Source organism: Micromonospora chersina (assembly GCF_900091475.1).
GTDB lineage: Bacteria > Actinomycetota > Actinomycetes > Mycobacteriales > Micromonosporaceae > Micromonospora > Micromonospora chersina.
This window is the reverse complement of sequence record NZ_FMIB01000002.1, coordinates 3,889,317-3,908,371: the sequence shown is the minus strand read 5'-3', so window position 1 is coordinate 3,908,371 and position 19,055 is coordinate 3,889,317. Positions and strand designations below refer to the sequence as shown.

19 protein-coding genes are annotated in these 19,055 nt (G+C 71.7%); all 19 read left to right on the top strand.

Annotated elements, in window-relative coordinates:
* The first annotated feature begins 3 nt into the window (after window positions 1-3).
* The 19 genes from GA0070603_RS31525 (at window position 4) to nuoH (ending at window position 19,054) form a co-directional block, all read left to right on the top strand.
* Window positions 4-144 carry a hypothetical protein gene (locus GA0070603_RS31525; RefSeq protein WP_167544556.1) on the top strand — a complete coding sequence of 47 codons (141 nt, stop codon included), beginning with the start codon at window positions 4-6 and terminating at the stop codon, window positions 142-144.
* Between the two features lie 181 nt (window positions 145-325).
* A complete protein-coding gene (paaA, locus tag GA0070603_RS18090) occupies window positions 326-1,390 on the top strand; it encodes a 1,2-phenylacetyl-CoA epoxidase subunit PaaA (protein ID WP_091315339.1) in 1,065 nt (354 codons plus the stop codon).
* Window positions 1,387-1,674 carry a 1,2-phenylacetyl-CoA epoxidase subunit PaaB gene (paaB, locus tag GA0070603_RS18085; protein ID WP_091315336.1) on the top strand — a complete coding sequence of 96 codons (288 nt, stop codon included), beginning with the start codon at window positions 1,387-1,389 and terminating at the stop codon, window positions 1,672-1,674. The genes paaA and paaB overlap by 4 nt, the downstream gene beginning before the upstream one ends.
* A 76-nt stretch (window positions 1,675-1,750) precedes the next feature.
* Window positions 1,751-2,476 carry a 1,2-phenylacetyl-CoA epoxidase subunit PaaC gene (gene paaC / locus GA0070603_RS18080; RefSeq protein ID WP_091315333.1) on the top strand — a complete coding sequence of 242 codons (726 nt, stop codon included), beginning with the start codon at window positions 1,751-1,753 and terminating at the stop codon, window positions 2,474-2,476.
* The gene (gene paaD, locus GA0070603_RS18075; protein WP_091315330.1) at window positions 2,473-2,952 is read left to right on the top strand and encodes a 1,2-phenylacetyl-CoA epoxidase subunit PaaD; all 480 of its coding nucleotides are present in this window, start codon (window positions 2,473-2,475) and stop codon (window positions 2,950-2,952) included. Before paaC ends, paaD begins: the two co-directional genes overlap by 4 nt.
* On the top strand, window positions 2,949-4,058 hold the full coding sequence (gene paaE, locus GA0070603_RS18070) for a 1,2-phenylacetyl-CoA epoxidase subunit PaaE (RefSeq protein WP_091315327.1): 1,110 nt from the start codon (window positions 2,949-2,951) through the stop codon (window positions 4,056-4,058). Before paaD ends, paaE begins: the two co-directional genes overlap by 4 nt.
* A gap of 228 nt (window positions 4,059-4,286) precedes the next feature.
* Window positions 4,287-5,477: a cyclic dehypoxanthinyl futalosine synthase gene (mqnC, locus tag GA0070603_RS18060; protein WP_091315324.1), complete on the top strand. Its 1,191-nt coding sequence runs from the start codon at window positions 4,287-4,289 to the stop codon at window positions 5,475-5,477.
* 324 nt (window positions 5,478-5,801) lie between these two features.
* Window positions 5,802-7,061, top strand: coding sequence for a COG1361 family protein (locus GA0070603_RS18055; RefSeq protein ID WP_091315321.1), 1,260 nt, complete (start codon window positions 5,802-5,804; stop codon window positions 7,059-7,061).
* A gap of 95 nt (window positions 7,062-7,156) precedes the next feature.
* A complete protein-coding gene (locus GA0070603_RS18050; protein WP_091315318.1) occupies window positions 7,157-7,867 on the top strand; it encodes a demethylmenaquinone methyltransferase in 711 nt (236 codons plus the stop codon).
* Window positions 7,868-7,941: 74 nt separating this feature from the next.
* Window positions 7,942-8,160: a hypothetical protein gene (locus GA0070603_RS18045; RefSeq protein WP_091315316.1), complete on the top strand. Its 219-nt coding sequence runs from the start codon at window positions 7,942-7,944 to the stop codon at window positions 8,158-8,160.
* A gap of 134 nt (window positions 8,161-8,294) precedes the next feature.
* Window positions 8,295-9,569: a geranylgeranyl reductase family protein gene (locus GA0070603_RS18040; RefSeq protein ID WP_091322069.1), complete on the top strand. Its 1,275-nt coding sequence runs from the start codon at window positions 8,295-8,297 to the stop codon at window positions 9,567-9,569.
* A gap of 132 nt (window positions 9,570-9,701) precedes the next feature.
* On the top strand, window positions 9,702-10,067 hold the full coding sequence (locus GA0070603_RS18035) for an NADH-quinone oxidoreductase subunit A (RefSeq protein WP_089154551.1): 366 nt from the start codon (window positions 9,702-9,704) through the stop codon (window positions 10,065-10,067).
* A 14-nt stretch (window positions 10,068-10,081) separates the two neighbouring features.
* Entirely contained in the window at window positions 10,082-10,759 is a 678-nt protein-coding gene (locus GA0070603_RS18030; RefSeq protein WP_091261240.1) for a NuoB/complex I 20 kDa subunit family protein, read from the top strand.
* Window positions 10,756-11,493: an NADH-quinone oxidoreductase subunit C gene (locus tag GA0070603_RS18025; RefSeq protein ID WP_091315313.1), complete on the top strand. Its 738-nt coding sequence runs from the start codon at window positions 10,756-10,758 to the stop codon at window positions 11,491-11,493. Before GA0070603_RS18030 ends, GA0070603_RS18025 begins: the two co-directional genes overlap by 4 nt.
* Window positions 11,490-12,815 (top strand): NADH-quinone oxidoreductase subunit D, encoded by a 1,326-nt coding sequence (locus GA0070603_RS18020; RefSeq protein WP_091315311.1) that lies wholly within the window; start codon window positions 11,490-11,492, stop codon window positions 12,813-12,815. The genes GA0070603_RS18025 and GA0070603_RS18020 overlap by 4 nt, the downstream gene beginning before the upstream one ends.
* Window positions 12,812-13,909, top strand: a complete 1,098-nt coding sequence (gene nuoE, locus GA0070603_RS18015; RefSeq protein WP_091315308.1) for an NADH-quinone oxidoreductase subunit NuoE — start codon at window positions 12,812-12,814, stop codon at window positions 13,907-13,909. Before GA0070603_RS18020 ends, nuoE begins: the two co-directional genes overlap by 4 nt.
* Window positions 13,906-15,222 (top strand): NADH-quinone oxidoreductase subunit NuoF, encoded by a 1,317-nt coding sequence (nuoF, locus tag GA0070603_RS18010; RefSeq protein ID WP_091315305.1) that lies wholly within the window; start codon window positions 13,906-13,908, stop codon window positions 15,220-15,222. The genes nuoE and nuoF overlap by 4 nt, the downstream gene beginning before the upstream one ends.
* Window positions 15,222-17,702, top strand: coding sequence for an NADH-quinone oxidoreductase subunit G (locus GA0070603_RS18005; protein WP_091315301.1), 2,481 nt, complete (start codon window positions 15,222-15,224; stop codon window positions 17,700-17,702). The genes nuoF and GA0070603_RS18005 overlap by 1 nt, the downstream gene beginning before the upstream one ends.
* Entirely contained in the window at window positions 17,699-19,054 is a 1,356-nt protein-coding gene (gene nuoH, locus GA0070603_RS18000) for an NADH-quinone oxidoreductase subunit NuoH (RefSeq protein ID WP_091315298.1), read from the top strand. The genes GA0070603_RS18005 and nuoH overlap by 4 nt, the downstream gene beginning before the upstream one ends.
* Window position 19,055: the final 1 nt, after the last annotated feature.

Below are 19,055 nucleotides of genomic sequence, written 5' to 3'. Positions count from 1 at the left end.
CGAATGCTGTTCGGCCTGATCGCCGAGGCCGGGGGAGATGGCCTGGAGCCGGTGGCGATCGTCGGCAGCCGATCGGTGTGCCGGGCGAAGTCTACTTCCGGACAGGCCGGATGCCAGATCCCGACGCCCGGCAACTCGCCGTGAAGGCGGGGCATTGGACCGTTATGACGCCCTTGTGGGGATTCATCTTCTCCGGGTGGTCGACGTCACAGGGTTTGCGCAGGTCAGGGTTCTCACGGGAAGCGGTCGTCCGGTGACAGAAGGTGGGTGCGGAAACCTGTTACACCCTCTGGTGTCATCGGGGGCGAGCTGTAACACTGGCCTCATGTATGGCAACGACTTCGCCCCGCCCGAGGACGGCCCGGGCGGCGGCCTGCTCGGCGAGGTGGAGGCGGCGGAGGCCGCGCTGCGCGAGGCTGCGGCGCGCGCCCGGCGCGGCGGACCGGCCCCGGACGAGGACTTCGCGGCGTGCTTCGCGGACGTGATCGACGCCGACCAGAAGATCGAACCGCGGGACTGGATGCCGGAGGCGTACCGGAAGACGCTGATCCGGCAGATCGCCCAGCACGCGCACTCCGAGATCATCGGCATGCAGCCGGAGGGGAACTGGATCAGCCGGGCCCCCTCGCTCAAGCGCAAGGCGATCCTGCTGGCCAAGGTGCAGGACGAGGCCGGACACGGCCTCTACCTCTACGCCGCCGCGGAGACCCTGGGCGTCAGCCGGGACGAACTGGTCGAGCTGTTGATCGAGGGCCGGCAGAAGTACAGCTCGATCTTCAACTACCCGACCCTGACCTGGGCCGACGTGGGCGCGATCGGCTGGCTGGTCGACGGCGCCGCCATCGTCAACCAGGTGCCGCTGTGCCGCTGCTCCTACGGCCCCTACGCCCGCGCCATGATCCGGGTCTGCAAGGAGGAGTCGTTCCACCAGCGCCAGGGCTACGAGATCCTGCACACGCTGGCCCACGGCACCCCGGAACAGAAGGCGATGGCCCAGGACGCGGTGGACCGCTGGTGGTACCCCTCACTGGCCATGTTCGGCCCCCCGGACGGAGACTCGACGCACAGCGCCCAGTCGATGGCCTGGAAGATCAAGCGCTTCTCCAACGACGAGCTGCGCCAGCGCTTCGTCGACATGTGCGTGCAGCAGGCGGAGATCCTCGGTCTCACCATCCCCGACCCGGACCTGCGCTGGAACGAGCAGCGGCAGTCCTACGACTACACCCAGCCCGACTACGACGAGCTGATGCGGGTGATCAAGGGCGACGGGCCGTGCAACCGGCAGCGGATGGAGCACCGGCGCCGCGCCCACGCCGACGGCGCCTGGGTGCGGGAGGCCGCCGCGGCGTACGCGGCGAAGCAGCTGAACAAGGAGAAGGTGGCGGCATGAGCACGGACCATTCGCCTCTCTGGGAGGTCTTCGTGCGGGCGCGGCGCGGGCTGTCGCACACCCACGTGGGCAGCCTGCACGCCCCCGACGCCGAGCTGGCCCTGCGCAACGCCCGCGACCTCTACACCCGGCGCCAGGAGGGCGTCTCGATCTGGGTGGTGCCGGCGAGCGCGATCACCGCGTCCAGCCCGGACGAGAAGGACGCCTTCTTCGACCCGGCCGCCGACAAGGTCTACCGCCACCCCACCTTCTACGAGGTGCCGGACGGGGTGGACCACCTGTGAGCGAGCGGAGCGAGCGAACCATTCGGCTCAGCAGCGTGGCGCGAAGCGCCGCCGCCGAGCGGAGCGAGGTGGCGGCGTGAGCAGCCTGTTCGACTTCACCCTCGCCCTCGGCGACGACGCGCTCATCGCGGCCCAGCGGCTCGGCGAGTGGACCTCCCGTGCGCCGGAGATGGAGGAGGACATCGCGCTGGCCAACATCGCCCTCGACCAGCTCGGTGCGGCCCGCCTGCTGCTCACGTACGCGGGCGAGCTGGAGGGCGCCGGCCGGGACGAGGACGCGCTGGCCTACCTGCGCGGCGACCGGGAGTTCCGCAACTGCCTCCTGGTCGAGCTGCCCAACGGCGACTTCGGCATGACCATGGCGAAGCTGTTCCTCCTGGCCGCGTACCAGCTCCCCCTCTACACCGCGCTGAGCGGGTGCGCCGACGAGCGGCTGGCCGCGATCGGGGCGAAGGCGCGCAAGGAGTCCGCGTACCACCTGGACCACGCCTCGCTCTGGGTGAAGCGGCTCGGCGACGGCACCGACGAGTCGCACCGGCGCGTGCAGGACGCGCTCGACCAGGTGTGGCCGTACACCCACGAGCTGTTCACCGCGGACCCGGCGGCGCCGGTCGACCCGGCCACCCTGCGGGCCGACTTCGACGCCGTCGTGTCCGCGGTGCTCGACGAGGCGACGCTGACCCGGCCGGCCGACGGCTGGGCGCCGGGCGGCGGCCGGGACGGCGTCCACACCGAACACCTCTCCTACCTGCTCGCCGAGATGCAGGTGCTGCACCGCGCCCACCCCGGAGCCCGCTGGTGAGTGACCCCAGGGCGGCCGTGGCAGCGGTGGTGGACCCGGAGATCCGGGTCATCACCATCGACGAGCTGGGCATCCTGCGGTCTGTCGACGAGGACCCGGCCACCGGTCGGGTCGTCGTCACCATCACCCCCACCTACACCGGCTGCCCGGCCATGGACGTGATCCGGGCGGACATCCGGCGCGCGCTCGCCGCCGCCGGTCACCCGGACGCCGAGGTCCGCACGGTGTACGCCCCGGCGTGGAGCACCGACTGGATCTCCGAGGGCGGCCGGGCCAAGCTGGCCGCCGCCGGCATCGCCCCACCCGCGCCGGCCGCGCGGGGCGGCGGGGTCGTCCCGCTGACCCTGGCCGTCCGCTGCCCGCGTTGCGGCTCACCCGAGACCGAGCAGGTCAGCCGGTTCGGCTCCACCGCCTGCAAGGCCCTGTGGCGCTGCCGCTCGTGTTCCGAACCCTTCGACCACCTGAAGGCGCTGTGACTGTCACGATCACCCGGCCGGTCCGTCGCCGGCCGGTCTTCCACCCGCTGCACGTCGCCGCCGTCGACCGGCTCACCGACGACTCCGTGGCGATCACCTTCGCCGTGCCCGAGGAGCTGCGGGAGACGTTCGCGTTCTCCGCCGGACAGCACCTGACGGTCCGGCGGGTCGGTGCCGGCGGGGAGGACGTGCGGCGGTCGTACTCGATCTGCTCGACCCCCGACGAGCTGGCCCGGCACGGGCGGCTGCGGATCGGGGTGCGGGAGGTCCCCGGCGGCGCCTTTTCCGCGTACGCCTGCGGCGCCCTGCGCGGCGGCGACGTCGTCGAGGTGCTGCCCCCGCTCGGCCACTTCACCTCGGCGTTCGCCCCGGACCGGGTCCGCCGCTACGGCGCGGTGGTCGCCGGCTCCGGCATCACCCCGGTGCTCTCGCTTGTCGCGACCGCGCTCTCCGTCGAGCCGGAAAGCACCTTCACCCTGGTGTACGGCAACCGCACGGCGAACACCGTGATGTTCGCCGAGGAGCTGGCCGACCTGAAGGACCGGTGGCCGACCCGGCTGCACCTCGTGCACGTGCTCTCCCGGGAGATGGGCGAGTCGGCGCTGCTCTCCGGGCGGATCGACGCCGACCGGCTGGCCCGCCTGCTCGACACCGTCGTACCCGGTGACGCGATCGAGGAGTGGTTCCTCTGCGGCCCGTACGGGATGGTGGTGGACGCCAGGGCGGTGCTGGCCGACCGCGGCGTGCCCGACGCGACGGTGCACACCGAGCTGTTCCACGTCGACGCCCCGCCGGAGCCGGTCCGCCGTCCGACGGACGAGTCCGGCAGCGGCGCGGAGGTGACGATCGTGCTGGACGGGCGCTCGTCGAGCTTCACGATGGGCCGCGACGAGCGGGTGCTGGACGCCGCCCTCAAGGTCCGCGGCGAGCTGCCGTACGCCTGCAAGGGCGGGGTCTGCTCGACCTGCCGGGCCAAGGTGGTCTCCGGCGAGGTGACAATGGCCCGCAACTACGCGCTGGAGCCCGACGAGGTGGCTGCCGGCTACGTCCTGACCTGCCAGTCCAGCCCGGTCACCGACAAACTCACCGTCGACTACGACGCGTGACCCGGGACGCGTTCCTCGGCCACCTGGTCGCTGAGGGGCGGGCGACGGCGCCGACCGCGGCCCGGGCCGGTTCCGATGCCACCGGTGCTCGGGGATCCCGCGGTGGACATCGCGGCCGTCCTGGCGAGCGCGCGGGACCGGGGATGAACTGAGCCGGCCGATGGGGCGCTCGTCACCGGGGGTGGAGCGGCGTTCCGGCCTCCGAGCGGGCGACGTACCCTCGGAGACGTGACGGTGAGCCGGGAGATCGACGACATCCTGCAGCGTGGCGCGGACGGCGGGCGGATCACGCCCGAGGAGGCCCTGCTGCTCTACACCGAGGCGCCCTTCCACGCGCTGGGCGAGGCGGCGGACGCGGTGCGCCGGCGGCGCTACCCGGACAACATCGTCACGTACCTGATCGACCGCAACATCAACTACACGAACGTCTGCGTGACGGCGTGCAAGTTCTGCGCGTTCTACCGGGCCCCCAAGCACAAGGAGGGCTGGACCCACCCGACCGAGGAGATCCTGCGCCGGTGCGGCGAGGCGGTCGAGCTGGGCGCCACCCAGGTGATGCTCCAGGGCGGCCACCACCCGGACTACGGCGTGGAGTACTACGAGGAGCTGTTCTCCTCGGTCAAGGCGGCGTACCCGCAGCTCGCCATCCACTCGATCGGCCCGAGCGAGATCCTGCACATGGCCAAGGTCTCCGGGGTGAGCCTGGACGAGGCGATCGCCCGGATCAAGGCGGCCGGGCTGGACTCGATCGCCGGTGCGGGCGCCGAGATGCTGCCGGACCGGCCGCGCAAGGCGATCGCGCCGCTCAAGGAGTCGGGCGCGCGCTGGCTGGAGGTCATGGAGCTGGCGCACCGGCAGGGCCTGGAGTCCACCGCGACCATGATGATGGGCACCGGCGAGACCCACGCCGAGCGGATCGAGCACCTGCGGATGATCCGCGACGTGCAGGACCGCACCGGCGGCTTCCGCGCGTTCATCCCCTGGACGTACCAGCCGGAGAACAACCACCTGAAGGGCCGCACCCAGGCGACCACGCTCGAATACCTGCGGCTCGTCGCGGTGGCCCGGCTCTTCTTCGAGACGGTGCCGCACCTCCAGGCGTCGTGGCTGACCACGGGCAAGGACGTCGGCCAGCTCGCTCTGCACATGGGGGTGGACGACCTCGGCTCGATCATGCTGGAGGAGAACGTCATCTCCTCGGCCGGCGCCCGGCACCGCTCGAACCTGCACGAGCTGATCAACATGATCCGCACCGCCGACCGGATCCCCGCCCAGCGGGACACGCTCTACAACCGGCTCGCCGTGCACCGGACGCCGGCCGACGACCCGAGCGACGACCGGGTGGTCTCGCACTTCTCCTCGATCGCCCTGCCGGGCGGCGGCGCCGGTAAGTCGCTCCCGCTGGTCGAGGTCAACTGACCCTGTTCCGTCGGTACCGCCGATCGGGTCGCCGACCTGCGAGATAACAGATCGACGGCGACCTGGGCGACCCCGCCACCACCGGCGGCCGCGGCCGCTACGCTGTCGTCGTCCGCCTGACGGTCGTCCTCCATCGGCCCGCGAGGGCCGTTCACATAAACGCACGGCAGCAGGGGCGGGATGGGTCACCATCCCGCCCCTGCTGTCTGCGTTCCGGTGAGGACGGTGGGAATTCATCGACGGGGTTCTGGCGCGTCCCGACGTCGCTCCGGTAGCGTCCCTTCGTTCCGCAACCATCCGCACGTCCCTTACCCCGGGGGATCCATGACCTTCACCTACCGTCCACCGCTGGCCCGTGCCGGCGCCGTGGCCCTGCTCGCGGCCGGCGCGCTGGCCGCCGTCGGCACGCCGGCACAGGCGGCCGACCTGCCCGACCTCGTGCTCGCCCCGATCAGCACCAGCCTGGCCAAGGGCGTCGAGGCCGCCCAGGCCAAGCCGTTCAAGTTCACCGTGACCAACGTCGGCACGGCCGAGGCGAAGGACGTCAGCGTCCGGGTCAAGGTCGACGAGCTCAACCCGAAGCGCGTGGGCTACGTGCTGCCGGACGGTTGCCGGGTCGTCTCCAGCCAGTTCTACGACTGCCGGCTGGGCGACCTGCCCGCCGGCACCAGCGAGGACTTCGGCATCCCGCTGTTCAGCACCGGCGGCAAGGGCGACGGCGGTGTGCTGACCGTCGGCGTGGGCACCGTCAGCCCCCAGCCGAACACGGCCGACGAGATCGTGGAGGTGCCGGTCCAGGTCACCCGACCCGGCTACGACCTCACCGCCTGGGTGCAGGACATCCAGGACAACGTGGTGGTCGACGGCGCCGGACAGGACGAGCCCGACCTGAAGCCGGTCCGGCGTGGCGTGACGGTTCCGCTGGACTGGGCGGTCTACAACGACGGCAGCCGTCCGGCCACCGGCGTCTTCTACGGCCTCACCCTGCCGGCCGGAGTGAGCTTCGTGGACCTGCCGGAGGGCTGCCTGCGGCAGGAGATCCTGGGCAAGGCCCAGGCGCTCTGCGAGGACGACGGCGCGGTGGTCCAGCCGGGCCAGTACTACACCGCGGGCGTCACGGTCCGCGTCGGCGACGACGTCACCGAGCCGGTGCTGCACGAGGGTGACCTCTTCGCGTACGGGTTGGACGGTGCCGAGGGCGCGCCGGAGGAGGCGCCCAGGGCGGCCGACGCCGCGCAGCGGCGCACCTTCGCCGAGGTCGACGAGCTGGACAACCACACCATCTTCGAGGCCTTCGTGGACCTGTCGGCCGCGCCCACCCCGGGCCCGACCGGCACGCCGCAGCCCACCCCGACGGGCACCGGCGCGCCGGCTCCGACCGGCCAGCCGAGCGCGACGGCGACCCCGGGCGGTGGCAGCGGCGGCGGCGCCGGCGACGGCGGCCTGCCGGTGACCGGTGTGCAGGTCGGGCTGATCGGCGGCGTCGGCGCGGCCGTCCTGCTGGCCGGCGGGGCGCTGCTGCTGCTCTCCCGCCGCCGGAAGGTGGTGCTGGTCACCCCGACCGACGAGCGCACCGAGGACTGACCGACCTGGACGACGTGGGGGCGGGGTGGGCGACCACCCCGCCCCCACGCGTACCCGGCAGGAGTCGGGCGGGGGGCGGCTGGCAGAGTGGAGGGGTGAGCCGTACCCCGCAGGGCCAGCGCGCCAGCCTGGACAAGCAGCCGCACGAGGTCGCCGCGATGTTCGACGGCGTGGCCGCCCGCTACGACCTGACCAACACGGTGCTCTCCTTCGGGCAGGACCGGTTCTGGCGGCGGGCCACCCGGGAGGCGCTGGGGCTGCGCCCCGGCGAGCGGGTGCTGGACGTGGGCGCCGGCACCGGCGTCTCGACCGAGGAGCTCGGCCACTCCGGGGCGTACGCGGTCGGCGCGGACCTGTCGCTCGGCATGCTGCACGCCGGCAAGCGCACCCGTCCGCGGGTGCCGTTGCTGGCCGGGGACGCGCTGCGGCTGCCCTTCGCCGACGCGAGCTTCGACGCGGTGACCATCTCCTTCGCGCTGCGCAACGTCAACGACACCGACGCGGCGCTGCGCGAGTTCGCCCGGGTCACCCGGCCGGGCGGCCGGCTGGTGGTCTGCGAGTTCAGCACCCCGGTCAACCCGGCGTTCCGCACGGTCTACCTGTCGTACCTGATGCGGTCGCTGCCGGCCGTGGCACGCGCGGTGTCGAGCAACCCCGACGCGTACGTCTACCTCGCCGAGTCGATCCGGGCCTGGCCGGACCAGGAGGCGCTGGCCGCGCGGATCGGCGCGGCCGGCTGGGGCCGGGTGGCCTGGCGCAACCTGACCGGCGGTGTGGTCGCGCTGCACCGGGCGGTCCGGGACTGACGCGCGGGCCGGCATAAACGGGCCTTTTCGTGAATATCCGTTTTAGGTCTACTTTGTCCCGTAGGCTCGCCCCCATGAGGGGACCAGACCAGGCGGCCACCGACGACGACGCCGCGGAACTCATCGCGCAGCTCCGGGAGCTGGCCGGCGCGGATCCCGCCGATGTCCGTCAGGTGGTCGCCGAGGTGCTGGCCGCGCTCGACCGCGCGGCCGGCGGCGCGCTGCGCGAGCACCTGCCCGAGGCGATCCGCCTCGACGCCGGCCTCGGCCCGGCCGCTTCCGCGCGCTCCTGAGCGCCGGAGGGACGCATACCGGCCCGTTTCCGCGAAGTTAGGCCCCCCTCAGCGCATACAGGTGTAACGCCGGTCATAGACTCCAACCGGATCGGCTTGTGAAGCATTTCACGAGCATGCGGGAGGAGGCGCGGATGGCCGCGGTGGAGAACGACGCCGACGTCATCGTCGTGGGCGCCGGTCCCGGAGGATCGGCTACGGCGTACCACCTGGCGCGGCACGGCGTACGCGTGCTGCTGCTGGAGAAGACCGAATTTCCCCGGGAGAAGGTCTGCGGCGACGGGCTCACCCCCCGGGCCGTGCGGCAGCTCATCCGGATGGGCGTGGACACCTCGCCCGAGGCCGGCTGGCTGCACAACAAGGGCCTCCGGGTGATCGGCGGTGGGGTACGCCTGGAACTCGACTGGCCCGACCTGGCCAGCTTCCCCAACTACGGCCTGGTCCGGACCCGGCTCGACTTCGACGACCTGCTCGCCCAGCGTGCCGTCGCCGCCGGGGCGAAGCTGCGCACCAGCGTCAACGTGCTGGGCCCGGTGCTCGGCGCCGACGACCGGGTGATCGGCGTGCAGGCCGAGGTGGGCCCGGACAGGGAGCCGGCCACCTTCCACGCGCCGCTCGTGGTCGCCGCGGACGGTGTCTCCGGCCGCTTCCCGCTCGCCCTCGGCCTGGCCAAGCGCGAGGACCGGCCGATCGGCGTGGCGGTCCGCCGCTACTACCGCTCGCCCGCGAAGCACGACGACGACTACCTGGAGTCGTGGCTGGAGCTGCGGGCCAAGGGCAGCGACGCGCTGCTGCCCGGCTACGGCTGGATCTTCGGCCTCGGCGACGGCCGGGTGAACGTCGGCCTGGGCGTGCTCAACTCCTCCTCGGCCTTCGGCAAGACGAACTACCGCCGGCTGCTCACCGACTGGCTGGCCAACACCCCCGAGGACTGGGGGATGACCGACGAGACCAACGCGGAGGGCCCGATCCTCGGCGCCGCGCTGCCGATGGGCTTCAACCGGGTCCCGCACTACACCCGCGGGGTCCTGCTGGTCGGCGACTCCGGCGGCATGGTCAACCCGTTCAACGGCGAGGGCATCGCGTACGCGATGGAGTCCGGCGAGCTGGCCGCCGAGGTCGCGGTGCAGGCGCTCGCCCGCCCGGTCGGCGCGGAGCGCGAGCGGGCCCTGCTGGCGTACCCGCAGGAGCTGAAGGCCCGCTTCGGCGGCTACTACCGGCTCGGCGGCATCTTCGTGAAGCTCATCGGCCGGCCCGAGGTGATGCGGATGGCCACCAAGCACGGCATGCCCCACCCGATGCTGATGCGCTTCGTGCTGAAGCTGCTGGCCAACCTCACCGATCCCCGGGGTGGTGACGCGATGGACCGCGTCATCAACGCGATGACGAGGGTGGCGCCCGCCGTCTAGACCACCGGTCCCGGGGTCACGGCGCCCCGGGACCGACAAAGATCGACCCCCGCCGGCCGAGGTCACGAGGGACGTGAATAGTGTGATTTTCGCCAACCGTCGAGGTCAGGGAAGGACGAGCAGGAGACAACGATGACGCTCTCTCCTTACGCACCGATCATCGGGCTGTTCGCCCTCGCCGCGGGATTCGCGCTGTTCTCCGTGGCCGCCGCCCGATTCGCCGGCCCCCGGCGTCTGAACAAGGCCAAGCTCGAGGCGTACGAGTGCGGCATCGAACCGAGCCCGCAGCCGGTCGGCGGCGGCCGGTTCCCGATCAAGTTCTACCTGACGGCGATGCTCTTCATCGTCTTCGACATCGAGATCATCTTCCTCTACCCCTGGGCCGTCTCCTTCGACGCCCTGCCGATCTTCGGCTTCGTGGAGATGGTCATGTTCATCGTCGCGGTCTTCGTCGCCTACGCCTACGTCTGGCGGCGCGGCGGCCTGGACTGGGACTGAGGGAGGTACGTCAGATGGGCATCGAGGAGAAGCTCCCGGCCGGCGTCCTGCTCACCTCCGTGGAGAAGCTGGTCAACTGGTCGCGGAAGTCGTCCGTCTGGGGCGCCACCTTCGGCCTGGCCTGCTGTGCCATCGAGATGATGGCCGCCGGTGGTCCGCACTACGACATGGGCCGTTGGGGCATGGAGGTCTTCCGGGCCTCGCCGCGGCAGGCGGACCTGATGATCGTGGCCGGCCGGGTGAGCCAGAAGATGGCCCCGGTGCTGCGCCAGATCTACGACCAGATGGCCGAGCCCCGCTGGGTCATCTCGATGGGCGTCTGCGCCAGCAGCGGCGGCATGTTCAACAACTACGCCATCGTGCAGGGCGTCGACCACATCGTGCCGGTCGACATGTACCTCCCGGGTTGCCCGCCCCGGCCCGAGATGCTCATCGACGCGGTGCTCAAGCTCCGCGAGAAGATCATGTACGAGCCGCTGGGTGCGAACGGCCGCAAGATGCTGGAGGCCCGCAAGGAGCGCGGTGACGTGCCCGTCGTGCCCTACGGCTCGATGCCGTCGTCGTACCGCAACGACAAGGCCCGGCGCGCCGAGTGGACGAAGGCGGTCCGCGAGGGGCGCGAGGAGCAGTTGCGGATCGAGAACTGGATGAAGGCGCAGAACCACCTCCAGTCGCAGGGGGGCCCGAAGTGACGGCACCGAACGACAAGAACAACGACGGCGGCGTGCCGGTCCCGACCACCCCGGCCGGCGCCAGCAGCACCGCACCGGCGGAGTACCCGCCGGCCAGCCCTGCCGGGCGCGGCATGTTCGGCAACCAGGGCACCGGCGACGTCTCCGGCTACGGCGGCCTGGTCCGCCAGCGCAAGCCCATCGAGGAGGCCGCCCGCCCGTACGGGGGCTACTTCGACGAGGTCCGCGACGCGCTGGAGGAGGCGTACCCCCAGTTCGGCGACGCGATCGAGAAGGTCGTGGTCGACCGGGGCGAACTGACCCTGCACGTCCGCCCGGAGCGGATCGCCGAGGTCTGCCAGGTGATGCGTGACGACCTGGCGCTCCGCTTCGAGCTCTGCTCCTCGGTGTCCGGTGTGGACTACCTGGGCGCGGACGGGCGCCGGCTGCACGTGGTCTACCAGCTCACCTCGATGACCTACCGGCGCCGGGTCCGGCTGGAGGCCGCGGTCTCCGCCGAGGACCCGCACCTGCCGAGCGTCACCGCCGTCTACCCGACCGCCGACTGGCAGGAGCGGGAGACGTACGACATGTTCGGCATCGTCTTCGACGGCCACCCCAACCTGACCCGGATCCTCATGCCGGACGACTGGGAGGGGCACCCGCAGCGCAAGGACTACCCGCTCGGCGGCATCCCCGTCGAGTACAAGGGTGCGGAAATCCCGCCGCCGGACCGTAGGAGGTCCTACCAGTGACCACGTCCAACTACGCGACCGAGCGCGAGACGACCGAGGGCAAGGTCTTCACCGTCACCGGTGGGGACTGGGACCAGGTCGTCTCCGGCACGGACCCGATCAACGACGAGCGGATCGTCGTCAACATGGGTCCGCAGCACCCGTCCACGCACGGCGTGCTCCGGCTGATCCTGGAGCTGGAGGGCGAGACGGTCCGCGAGGCCCGCTCGGTCGTCGGCTACCTGCACACCGGCATCGAGAAGAACCTCGAATACCGCAACTGGGTCCAGGGCTCGACCTTCGTGACCCGGATGGACTACCTCTCCCCGCTGTTCAACGAGACGGCGTACGCGCTCGCGGTGGAGAAGCTGCTCGGCATCACCGACGAGGTGACCGAGCGGGCCACCACCATCCGGGTGCTGATGATGGAGCTCAACCGCATCTCGTCGCACCTGGTCTGGCTGGCCACCACCGGCATGGAGCTGGGCGCGATCAACATGATGCTGTACGGCTTCCGCGAGCGGGAGTACATCCTCGACATCTTCGAGACCATCACCGGCCTGCGCATGAACCACGCGTACGTGCGGCCGGGCGGCGTCGCGCAGGACGTGCCGGACGACGCGATCGTCAAGATCCGCGACTTCCTGAAGCTCATGCCGAAGAAGCTCAAGGAGTACGAGGACCTCCTCTCCGGCCAGCCGATCTGGACCGAGCGGACGAAGAACGTGGCGGTCCTCGACGTGACCGCCTGCGTCGCGCTCGGTGTGACCGGTCCGGTGCTGCGCTCCGCCGGTCTCGCCTGGGACCTGCGCAAGACCATGCCGTACTGCGGCTACGAGACGTACGAGTTCGACGTGCCGACGCACACCGACGGCGACGTCTGGGGCCGCTACCTGGTCCGGCTGGCCGAGATCCGGGAGTCGCTGAAGCTTGTCGAGCAGGCCCTCGACCGGCTCAAGCCGGGCCCGGTGATGGTGGCCGACCGCAAGATCGCCTGGCCGGCGCAGCTCGCCATCGGCGTCGACGGCATGGGCAACTCGCTGGAGCACGTCGCCAAGATCATGGGTCAGTCGATGGAGTCGCTGATCCACCACTTCAAGCTCGTCACCGAGGGCTTCCGGGTCCCGCCGGGCCAGGTGTACGTCGCCGTCGAGTCGCCCCGCGGCGAACTGGGCGTGCACGCGGTCTCCGACGGCGGCACCCGGCCCTACCGGGTGCACTACCGGGAGCCGAGCTTCGTCAACCTCCAGGCCCTCCCGGCGATGGCCGAGGGCGGCCTGATCGCCGACGTGATCGCCGGTGGCGCCTCGCTGGACCCCGTGATGGGTGGTTGTGACCGATGAGTGTTTTCACCGAAGAGACCCGGGAGCGGGCGCGGGAGATCATCGCCCGGTACCCGGCGGACCGGTCCCGCTCGGCCCTGCTGCCGCTGCTGCACCTGGTCCAGTCCGAGGAGGGGTACGTTTCCCCGGCCGGGGTCGAGTTCTGCGCCGAGGTGCTCGGCCTGAACAAGGCCCAGGTCGGCGCGGTCGCCACCTTCTACACGATGTACAAGCGCAAGCCGACCGGTGACTACCTGGTCAGCGTCTGCACCAACACCATGTGCAACGTGCTCGGCGGCCAGGAGGTCTACGACACCCTCGCCGAGCACCTGGGCGTCGGGCACGACGAGACCACCGCCGACGGGAAGATCACCCTGGAGCACGCCGAGTGCCTGGCGGCGTGCGACTACGGCCCGGTCATGACGGTCAACTACGACTTCTTCGACAACGTCGACCCGCAGGGCGCGCTCGGCGTGGTGGAGGAGCTGCGGGCGGGCGGCCGGCCGATGCCGACCCGGGGCGCCCGCCTCTGCACCCTCAAGGAGATGGCCGTCCAGCTCGCCGGTTTCGCCGACGAGCGCGACGGCGCGGTGGCCGACGGCGGGCCCGGCGAGCCGACCCTGCGGGGCCTGCGCCTGGCCGAGCAGCACGGCATCTCGGTGCCGGGCTTCGACCCGAACACCCCGATCCGCAGCAAGGCCGAGGCCGACAGGGCCGCCGCCGAGGCGAAGGCCAAGGCCGAGGCCGCCAAGCCGGCCCCGGCCCCCGAGCCGGTGAAGCCCGCGGCGGCCACCGGCAGCACGGCGCCGGACGTGAAGGCGCCGGACGACAAGTCGCCGCAGGTGCGTACCGCCGAGACCCGGCAGCCGGACGCGGGCACCGCGGTGCCGGACAGCCCCGGCACCAAGGTCCCGACCGACTCCACGGCGCCGGCGCCCCGCGACGCGCAGGCGGCCGAGTCCGCCGGCGCGGCGGCCAACCCGCCGGCCGGTGACGGCAAGCCCGCCGGCGACGAGGCCGGGGCGCAGCAGCGCAACCTCAAGGAAGCGGAGGCCGGGGCGGGCGCCAACGGCGCGGGCCCGGCGGTCGCGAGCGAAACGGGGGTCCAGAAGTGACCGCTCCTCGGCCGGAGACGCTGGCCAAGCTGACGCCGGTGCTCACCAAGCGCTGGCTGTCGCCGGACGCCTGGCGGATCGGCACCTACGAGAAGCTGGACGGCTACGCCGCCCTGCGCAAGGCGCTCAAGGCGCACCCCGACGACCTGATCCAGCTGATCAAGGACTCCGGGCTGCGCGGCCGTGGCGGCGCGGGCTTCCCGACCGGTCTCAAGTGGGGGTTCATCCCGCAGGGCGACGGCAAGCCGCACTACCTCGTGGTGAACGCCGACGAGGGCGAGCCGGGCACCTGCAAGGACCTGCCGCTCATGACCCACGACCCGCACTCGCTTGTCGAGGGCGTCATCATCGCCTCGTACGCGATCCGCGCCAACCGGGCGTACATCTACATCCGCGGCGAGGCCGTGCACGCCGCCCGCCGGCTGCGCAACGCCGTGCGGGAGGCGTACGCCAAGGGCTACCTGGGCCGGAACATCCAGGGCAGCGGCTTCGACCTCGACCTGGTGGTGCACTCCGGCGCCGGGGCGTACATCTGCGGTGAGGAGACCGCGCTGCTGGACTCGCTGGAGGGCTTCCGGGGCCAGCCCCGGCTGCGCCCGCCGTTCCCGGCGACCCACGGCCTGTACGCGAGCCCGACCGTGGTGAACAACGTCGGCACCATCGCCAGCGTGCCGTACATCGTGCTGGGCGGCGCCGACTGGTGGAAGACCATGGGGACGGAGAAGTCCTCCGGCCCGATGATCTACTCGCTCTCCGGCCGGATCGCCAACCCGGGCCAGTTCGAGTGCTCGATGGGGATCACCCTGCGCGAGCTGATCGAGCTGGCCGGCGGCATGCAGCCCGGGCACAACCTGCGGTTCTGGACCCCGGGCGGCTCGTCGACGCCGCTGCTCACCGCCGAGCACCTGGACGTGCCCCTGGACTTCGAGGGGGTGGCGGCGGCCGGCTCGATCCTGGGCACCACGGCCACGCAGATCTTCTCCGACCAGGACTGCCCGGTGTACGCGACCTACCGGTGGCTGGAGTTCTACCACCACGAGTCGTGCGGCAAGTGCACCCCGTGCCGTGAGGGCAACTACTGGATGGTCCGGGTCTACCGGCGGATCCTCTCCGGTCAGGGCACCCACGAGGACCTGGACACCCTGCTCGACACCTGCGACAACATCCTCGGCCGCTCGTTCTGCGGCCTGGGTGACGGTGCGACCAGCTCGGTGACCTCGTCCCTGCAGTACTTCAAGCAGGACTACCTCGACTACATCGAGGGACGTACCGCGCCGAAGCTCTCCGAGAAGCAGCTGGTGGGAGCCCACTGATGACCGACGTAGCCAAGCAGACCGAGACCGTCACCCTGACCATCGACGGCGTCCAGGTCACCGCGCCCAAGGGGGCGCTGCTGATCCGGGTCGCCGAGCAGTTGGGCACCGAGATCCCGCGGTTCTGCGACCACCCGCTGCTGGCCCCGGCCGGCGCCTGCCGGCAGTGCCTGGTGGAGGTGGAGGGCCAGCGCAAGCCGGTCGCCTCCTGCACCCAGACCGTGGCCGACGGCATGGTGGTGCGGACGCAGCTCACCTCCCCGGTCGCCAAGAAGGCCCAGGAGGGGGTGATGGAGCTGCTGCTCCTCAACCACCCCTTGGACTGCCCGATGTGCGACAAGGGCGGCGAGTGCCCGCTCCAGAACCAGGCGATGTCCACCGGCCGCACCGACTCCCGCTTCCACGAGCACAAGCGGGAGTACCCGAAGCCGCTGCCGATCAGCACCCAGGTGCTGCTCGACCGCGAGCGCTGCGTGCTCTGCCAGCGCTGCACCCGGTTCTCCGAGGAGATCGCCGGCGACAAGTTCATCGACCTGATGGGCCGGTCGTCCGCCGAGGAGATCAACATCTACCGGGACGATGCGTACGGCGAGCAGGGCGACGAGGGCGACGTCCCCTTCAACTCGTACTTCTCCGGCAACACCGTGCAGATCTGCCCGGTGGGCGCGCTGACCGGCGCGCAGTACCGGTTCCGGGCCCGCCCGTTCGACCTGGTCTCCACCCCCAGCGCGTGCGAGCACTGCGCGGCCGGCTGCGCGCAGCGCACCGACTGGCGGCGCGGCAAGGTGCTGCGCCGGCTGGCCGGTGACGACCCGGCGGTGAACGAGGAGTGGAACTGCGACAAGGGCCGCTGGGGCTTCCAGTACACCCGCGCGTTCGACCGGCTCACCACCCCGCTGGTGCGGGACGAGAAGACCGGTGAGCTGCGCGAGGCGTCCTGGAGCGAGGCCCTGACCCGGGCCGCCGAGGGGCTGCGCGCCGCCCGGGACGGCGAGCAGGGCACGGCGGTGCTGACCGGCGGCCGACTCACCGTCGAGGACGCCTACGCGTACGCGAAGTTCGCGCGGGTCGCCCTGCACACCAACGACATCGACTTCCGGGCCCGCCCGGTCTCCCGCGAGGAGGCCGACTTCCTGGCCAGCAGCGTCGCCGGGGTCACCGACGTGACCTACGCCGACGTGGAGAACGCGCCCGCCGTGGTGCTGGTCGGCCTGGAGCCGGAGGAGGAGTGCCCGATCCTCTTCCTGCGGCTGCGCAAGGCGTACCTGAAGAAGAAGCTCACGGTGTACGCGCTCGCGCCGTTCGCGACCCGCGGCCTGGAGAAGCTCGGGGCCAAGCTGGCCCGGGTGGTGCCGGGCGAGGAGGCCAGCGTGCTGGCCGAGCACGCCACGGTGGCCGAGGCGCTGAGCCAGCCGGGCGCCATCCTGATCGTCGGCGAGCGGCTGGGCGCGGTGCCCGGCGGCCTCTCCGCCGCGGCGGACGTGGCCCGCCGTACCGGGGCCAAGCTGGCCTGGGTGCCGCGGCGCGCGGGTGACCGCGGCGCGGTCGACGCGGGCTGCCTGCCCAACCTGCTGCCCGGCGGCCGCGTGGTCACCGAGCCGGCCGCCCGCGCCGAGCTGGGCGAGGCGTGGGACATCCCGGCCGGGGTGATCCCGAGCCAGGCCGGCCGGGACACCGACGGCATCCTCACGGCCGCGGCCAACGGTCAGATCGGCGCCCTCGTGGTGGCCGGCGTCGACCCGGCCGACCTGTCCGACCCGCGCCTGGCCGAGCAGGCCCTGGACGCGGTGCCGTTCCTGGTCAGCCTGGAGCTGCGGATGAGCGCGGTGGCCCGCCGGGCCGACGTGGTCCTGCCGGTCGCCCCGGTGGTCGAGAAGGCCGGCAGCTTCCTGGACTGGGAGGGCCGGCTGCGCACCTTCGAGAAGGTGCTGGACACCGCGGCCATGACCGACGGCCGGGTGCTCGACGCGATCGCCGCGCAGCTCGACGTGCGGCTCGGCACCGGTGACGTGCAGAGCGTCCGCCGGGAGTTGGGCGCGCTGCCGCCGACCCGGGTCGACCGGCCGTCCGCCCCGTCCGTCGAGCCGGCCACCGTGCCGCAGCCCGGCGCCGGCGAGGCCGTGCTGGCCACCTGGCACCAGCTGCTCGACCTGGGCAGCCTCACCGACGGCGACGAGCACCTCGCCGGCACCGCCCGCCCGCCGGTGGTCCGGCTGGGCAAGGGCACCGCCGAGGCGCTCGGTGTCGCGGACGGTGACCCGGTGACCGTCGGTACGGACCGCGGCGCGGTCACCCTGCCGGCGGCGATCACCGAGATGCCGGACGGCGTCGTCTGGCTGCCGACCAACTCACCCGGCTCGACCGTCCGGCGCAGCCTCGGCGCGACGTCCGGCGAGATCGTGAAGGTCTCGGCCGCGGCGGTCGCCGCGGACGCGGCCCTCCGTCCGGGTCCGCTCCTCAACACCGGGAGTGCCCAATGAGCACCGTCATTCTCGCGGCGCAGGACCCGACGCTCGCCGACTTCGGCAAGGACCCGTGGTGGCTGGTCCTCGGGAAGATCGTCTTCGCGTTCGCCTTCGGCCTGCTGGCCACGCTGCTCGGCGTCTGGTTCGAGCGCCGGGTGGTCGGCCGCATGGCGGTCCGGCCCGGCCCGAACCAGGTCGGCCCGTTCGGCCTGCTGCAGACCCTCGCGGACGGCCTGAAGATGGCCTTCAAGGAGGACATCCTCCCGCGGACCGCCGACAAGGTGGTCTTCTTCTTCGCGCCGACCATCTCGGTGATCTGCGCGGTCACCTCGCTGTCGGTGGTGCCGTTCGGCCCGATGGTGAGCATCTTCGGCCACCACACGCCGCTGCAGGTCACCGACGTGTCGGTGGCGGTGCTGGTGATCCTCGCCTGCTCCTCGATGGGCATCTACGGCATCGTGCTCGGCGGCTGGGCCTCCGGCTCGACGTACCCGCTGCTCGGCGGTCTCCGGTCCAGCGCCCAGATGATCTCGTACGAGGTCGCCATGGGGCTGAGCATCGTGGCGGTGTTCATGACCGCCGGCACGATGTCGACAAGCGGGATCGTCGCCGCGCAGGGTGACGCCACCCAGCTCACCATCGCCGGCCAGCAGATCCCGGCCCCCGGCTGGTACGCGATCCTGCTGCTGCCCAGCTTCGTCATCTTCTTCATCGCCATGGTCGGTGAGACCAACCGGGCGCCGTTCGACCTGCCCGAGGCGGAGTCGGAGCTGGTCGCGGGCTTCATGACCGAGTACAGCTCGCTGAAGTTCGCGCTCTTCATGCTCTCCGAGTACGTCTCGATGGTGACCATGTCCGCGGTCACCACGACGCTGTTCCTCGGCGGCTGGCGGGCCCCCTGGCCGATCACCCTGTGGTCGGGCGCCAACTCGGGTTGGTGGCCGATGCTGTGGTTCTTCGGCAAGGTCATCGTCCTGGTCTTCGTCTTCGTCTGGCTGCGGGGCACCCTGCCCCGGCTCCGCTACGACCAGTTCATGCGCTTCGGCTGGAAGGTCCTGCTGCCGATCAACCTGGTCTGGATCCTGGTGCTGAGCGGGCTCCGCTCGATCGAGGACTGGCAGACCAAGGACCGGCTGCTCGCCACCGGCATCGCCGCGGGCGTGCTGCTGCTGGCGACGCTCTTCTGGCCGAGCCGGAAGAAGGCGCCGAAGCCGCCGCTCCAGGAGCAGGTGAACAGCCGTCCACACGGCAGCTTCCCGCTGCCGCCGATGGATCTTCAGGTTCCGCCGAGCCCGCGTACCAAGCGCGTGGTCGCCGAGCGGGAGCCGGCCAACGTCGTCGCCGGCTCGGACTCCAGGGAGGTGTGAC

Coding starts and splice junctions, on each gene's coding strand:
- GA0070603_RS18030 (WP_091261240.1), top strand. CDS start 10,082: ATGGGCATCGAGGAGAAGCTCCCGGCCGGCGTCCTGCTCACCTCCGTG.
- GA0070603_RS18055 (WP_091315321.1), top strand. CDS start 5,802: ATGACCTTCACCTACCGTCCACCGCTGGCCCGTGCCGGCGCCGTGGCC.
- GA0070603_RS18040 (WP_091322069.1), top strand. CDS start 8,295: ATGGCCGCGGTGGAGAACGACGCCGACGTCATCGTCGTGGGCGCCGGT.
- GA0070603_RS31525 (WP_167544556.1), top strand. CDS start 4: ATGCTGTTCGGCCTGATCGCCGAGGCCGGGGGAGATGGCCTGGAGCCG.
- nuoH (WP_091315298.1), top strand. CDS start 17,699: ATGAGCACCGTCATTCTCGCGGCGCAGGACCCGACGCTCGCCGACTTC.
- GA0070603_RS18035 (WP_089154551.1), top strand. CDS start 9,702: ATGACGCTCTCTCCTTACGCACCGATCATCGGGCTGTTCGCCCTCGCC.
- nuoE (WP_091315308.1), top strand. CDS start 12,812: ATGAGTGTTTTCACCGAAGAGACCCGGGAGCGGGCGCGGGAGATCATC.
- GA0070603_RS18005 (WP_091315301.1), top strand. CDS start 15,222: ATGACCGACGTAGCCAAGCAGACCGAGACCGTCACCCTGACCATCGAC.
- GA0070603_RS18045 (WP_091315316.1), top strand. CDS start 7,942: ATGAGGGGACCAGACCAGGCGGCCACCGACGACGACGCCGCGGAACTC.
- paaA (WP_091315339.1), top strand. CDS start 326: ATGTATGGCAACGACTTCGCCCCGCCCGAGGACGGCCCGGGCGGCGGC.
- paaB (WP_091315336.1), top strand. CDS start 1,387: ATGAGCACGGACCATTCGCCTCTCTGGGAGGTCTTCGTGCGGGCGCGG.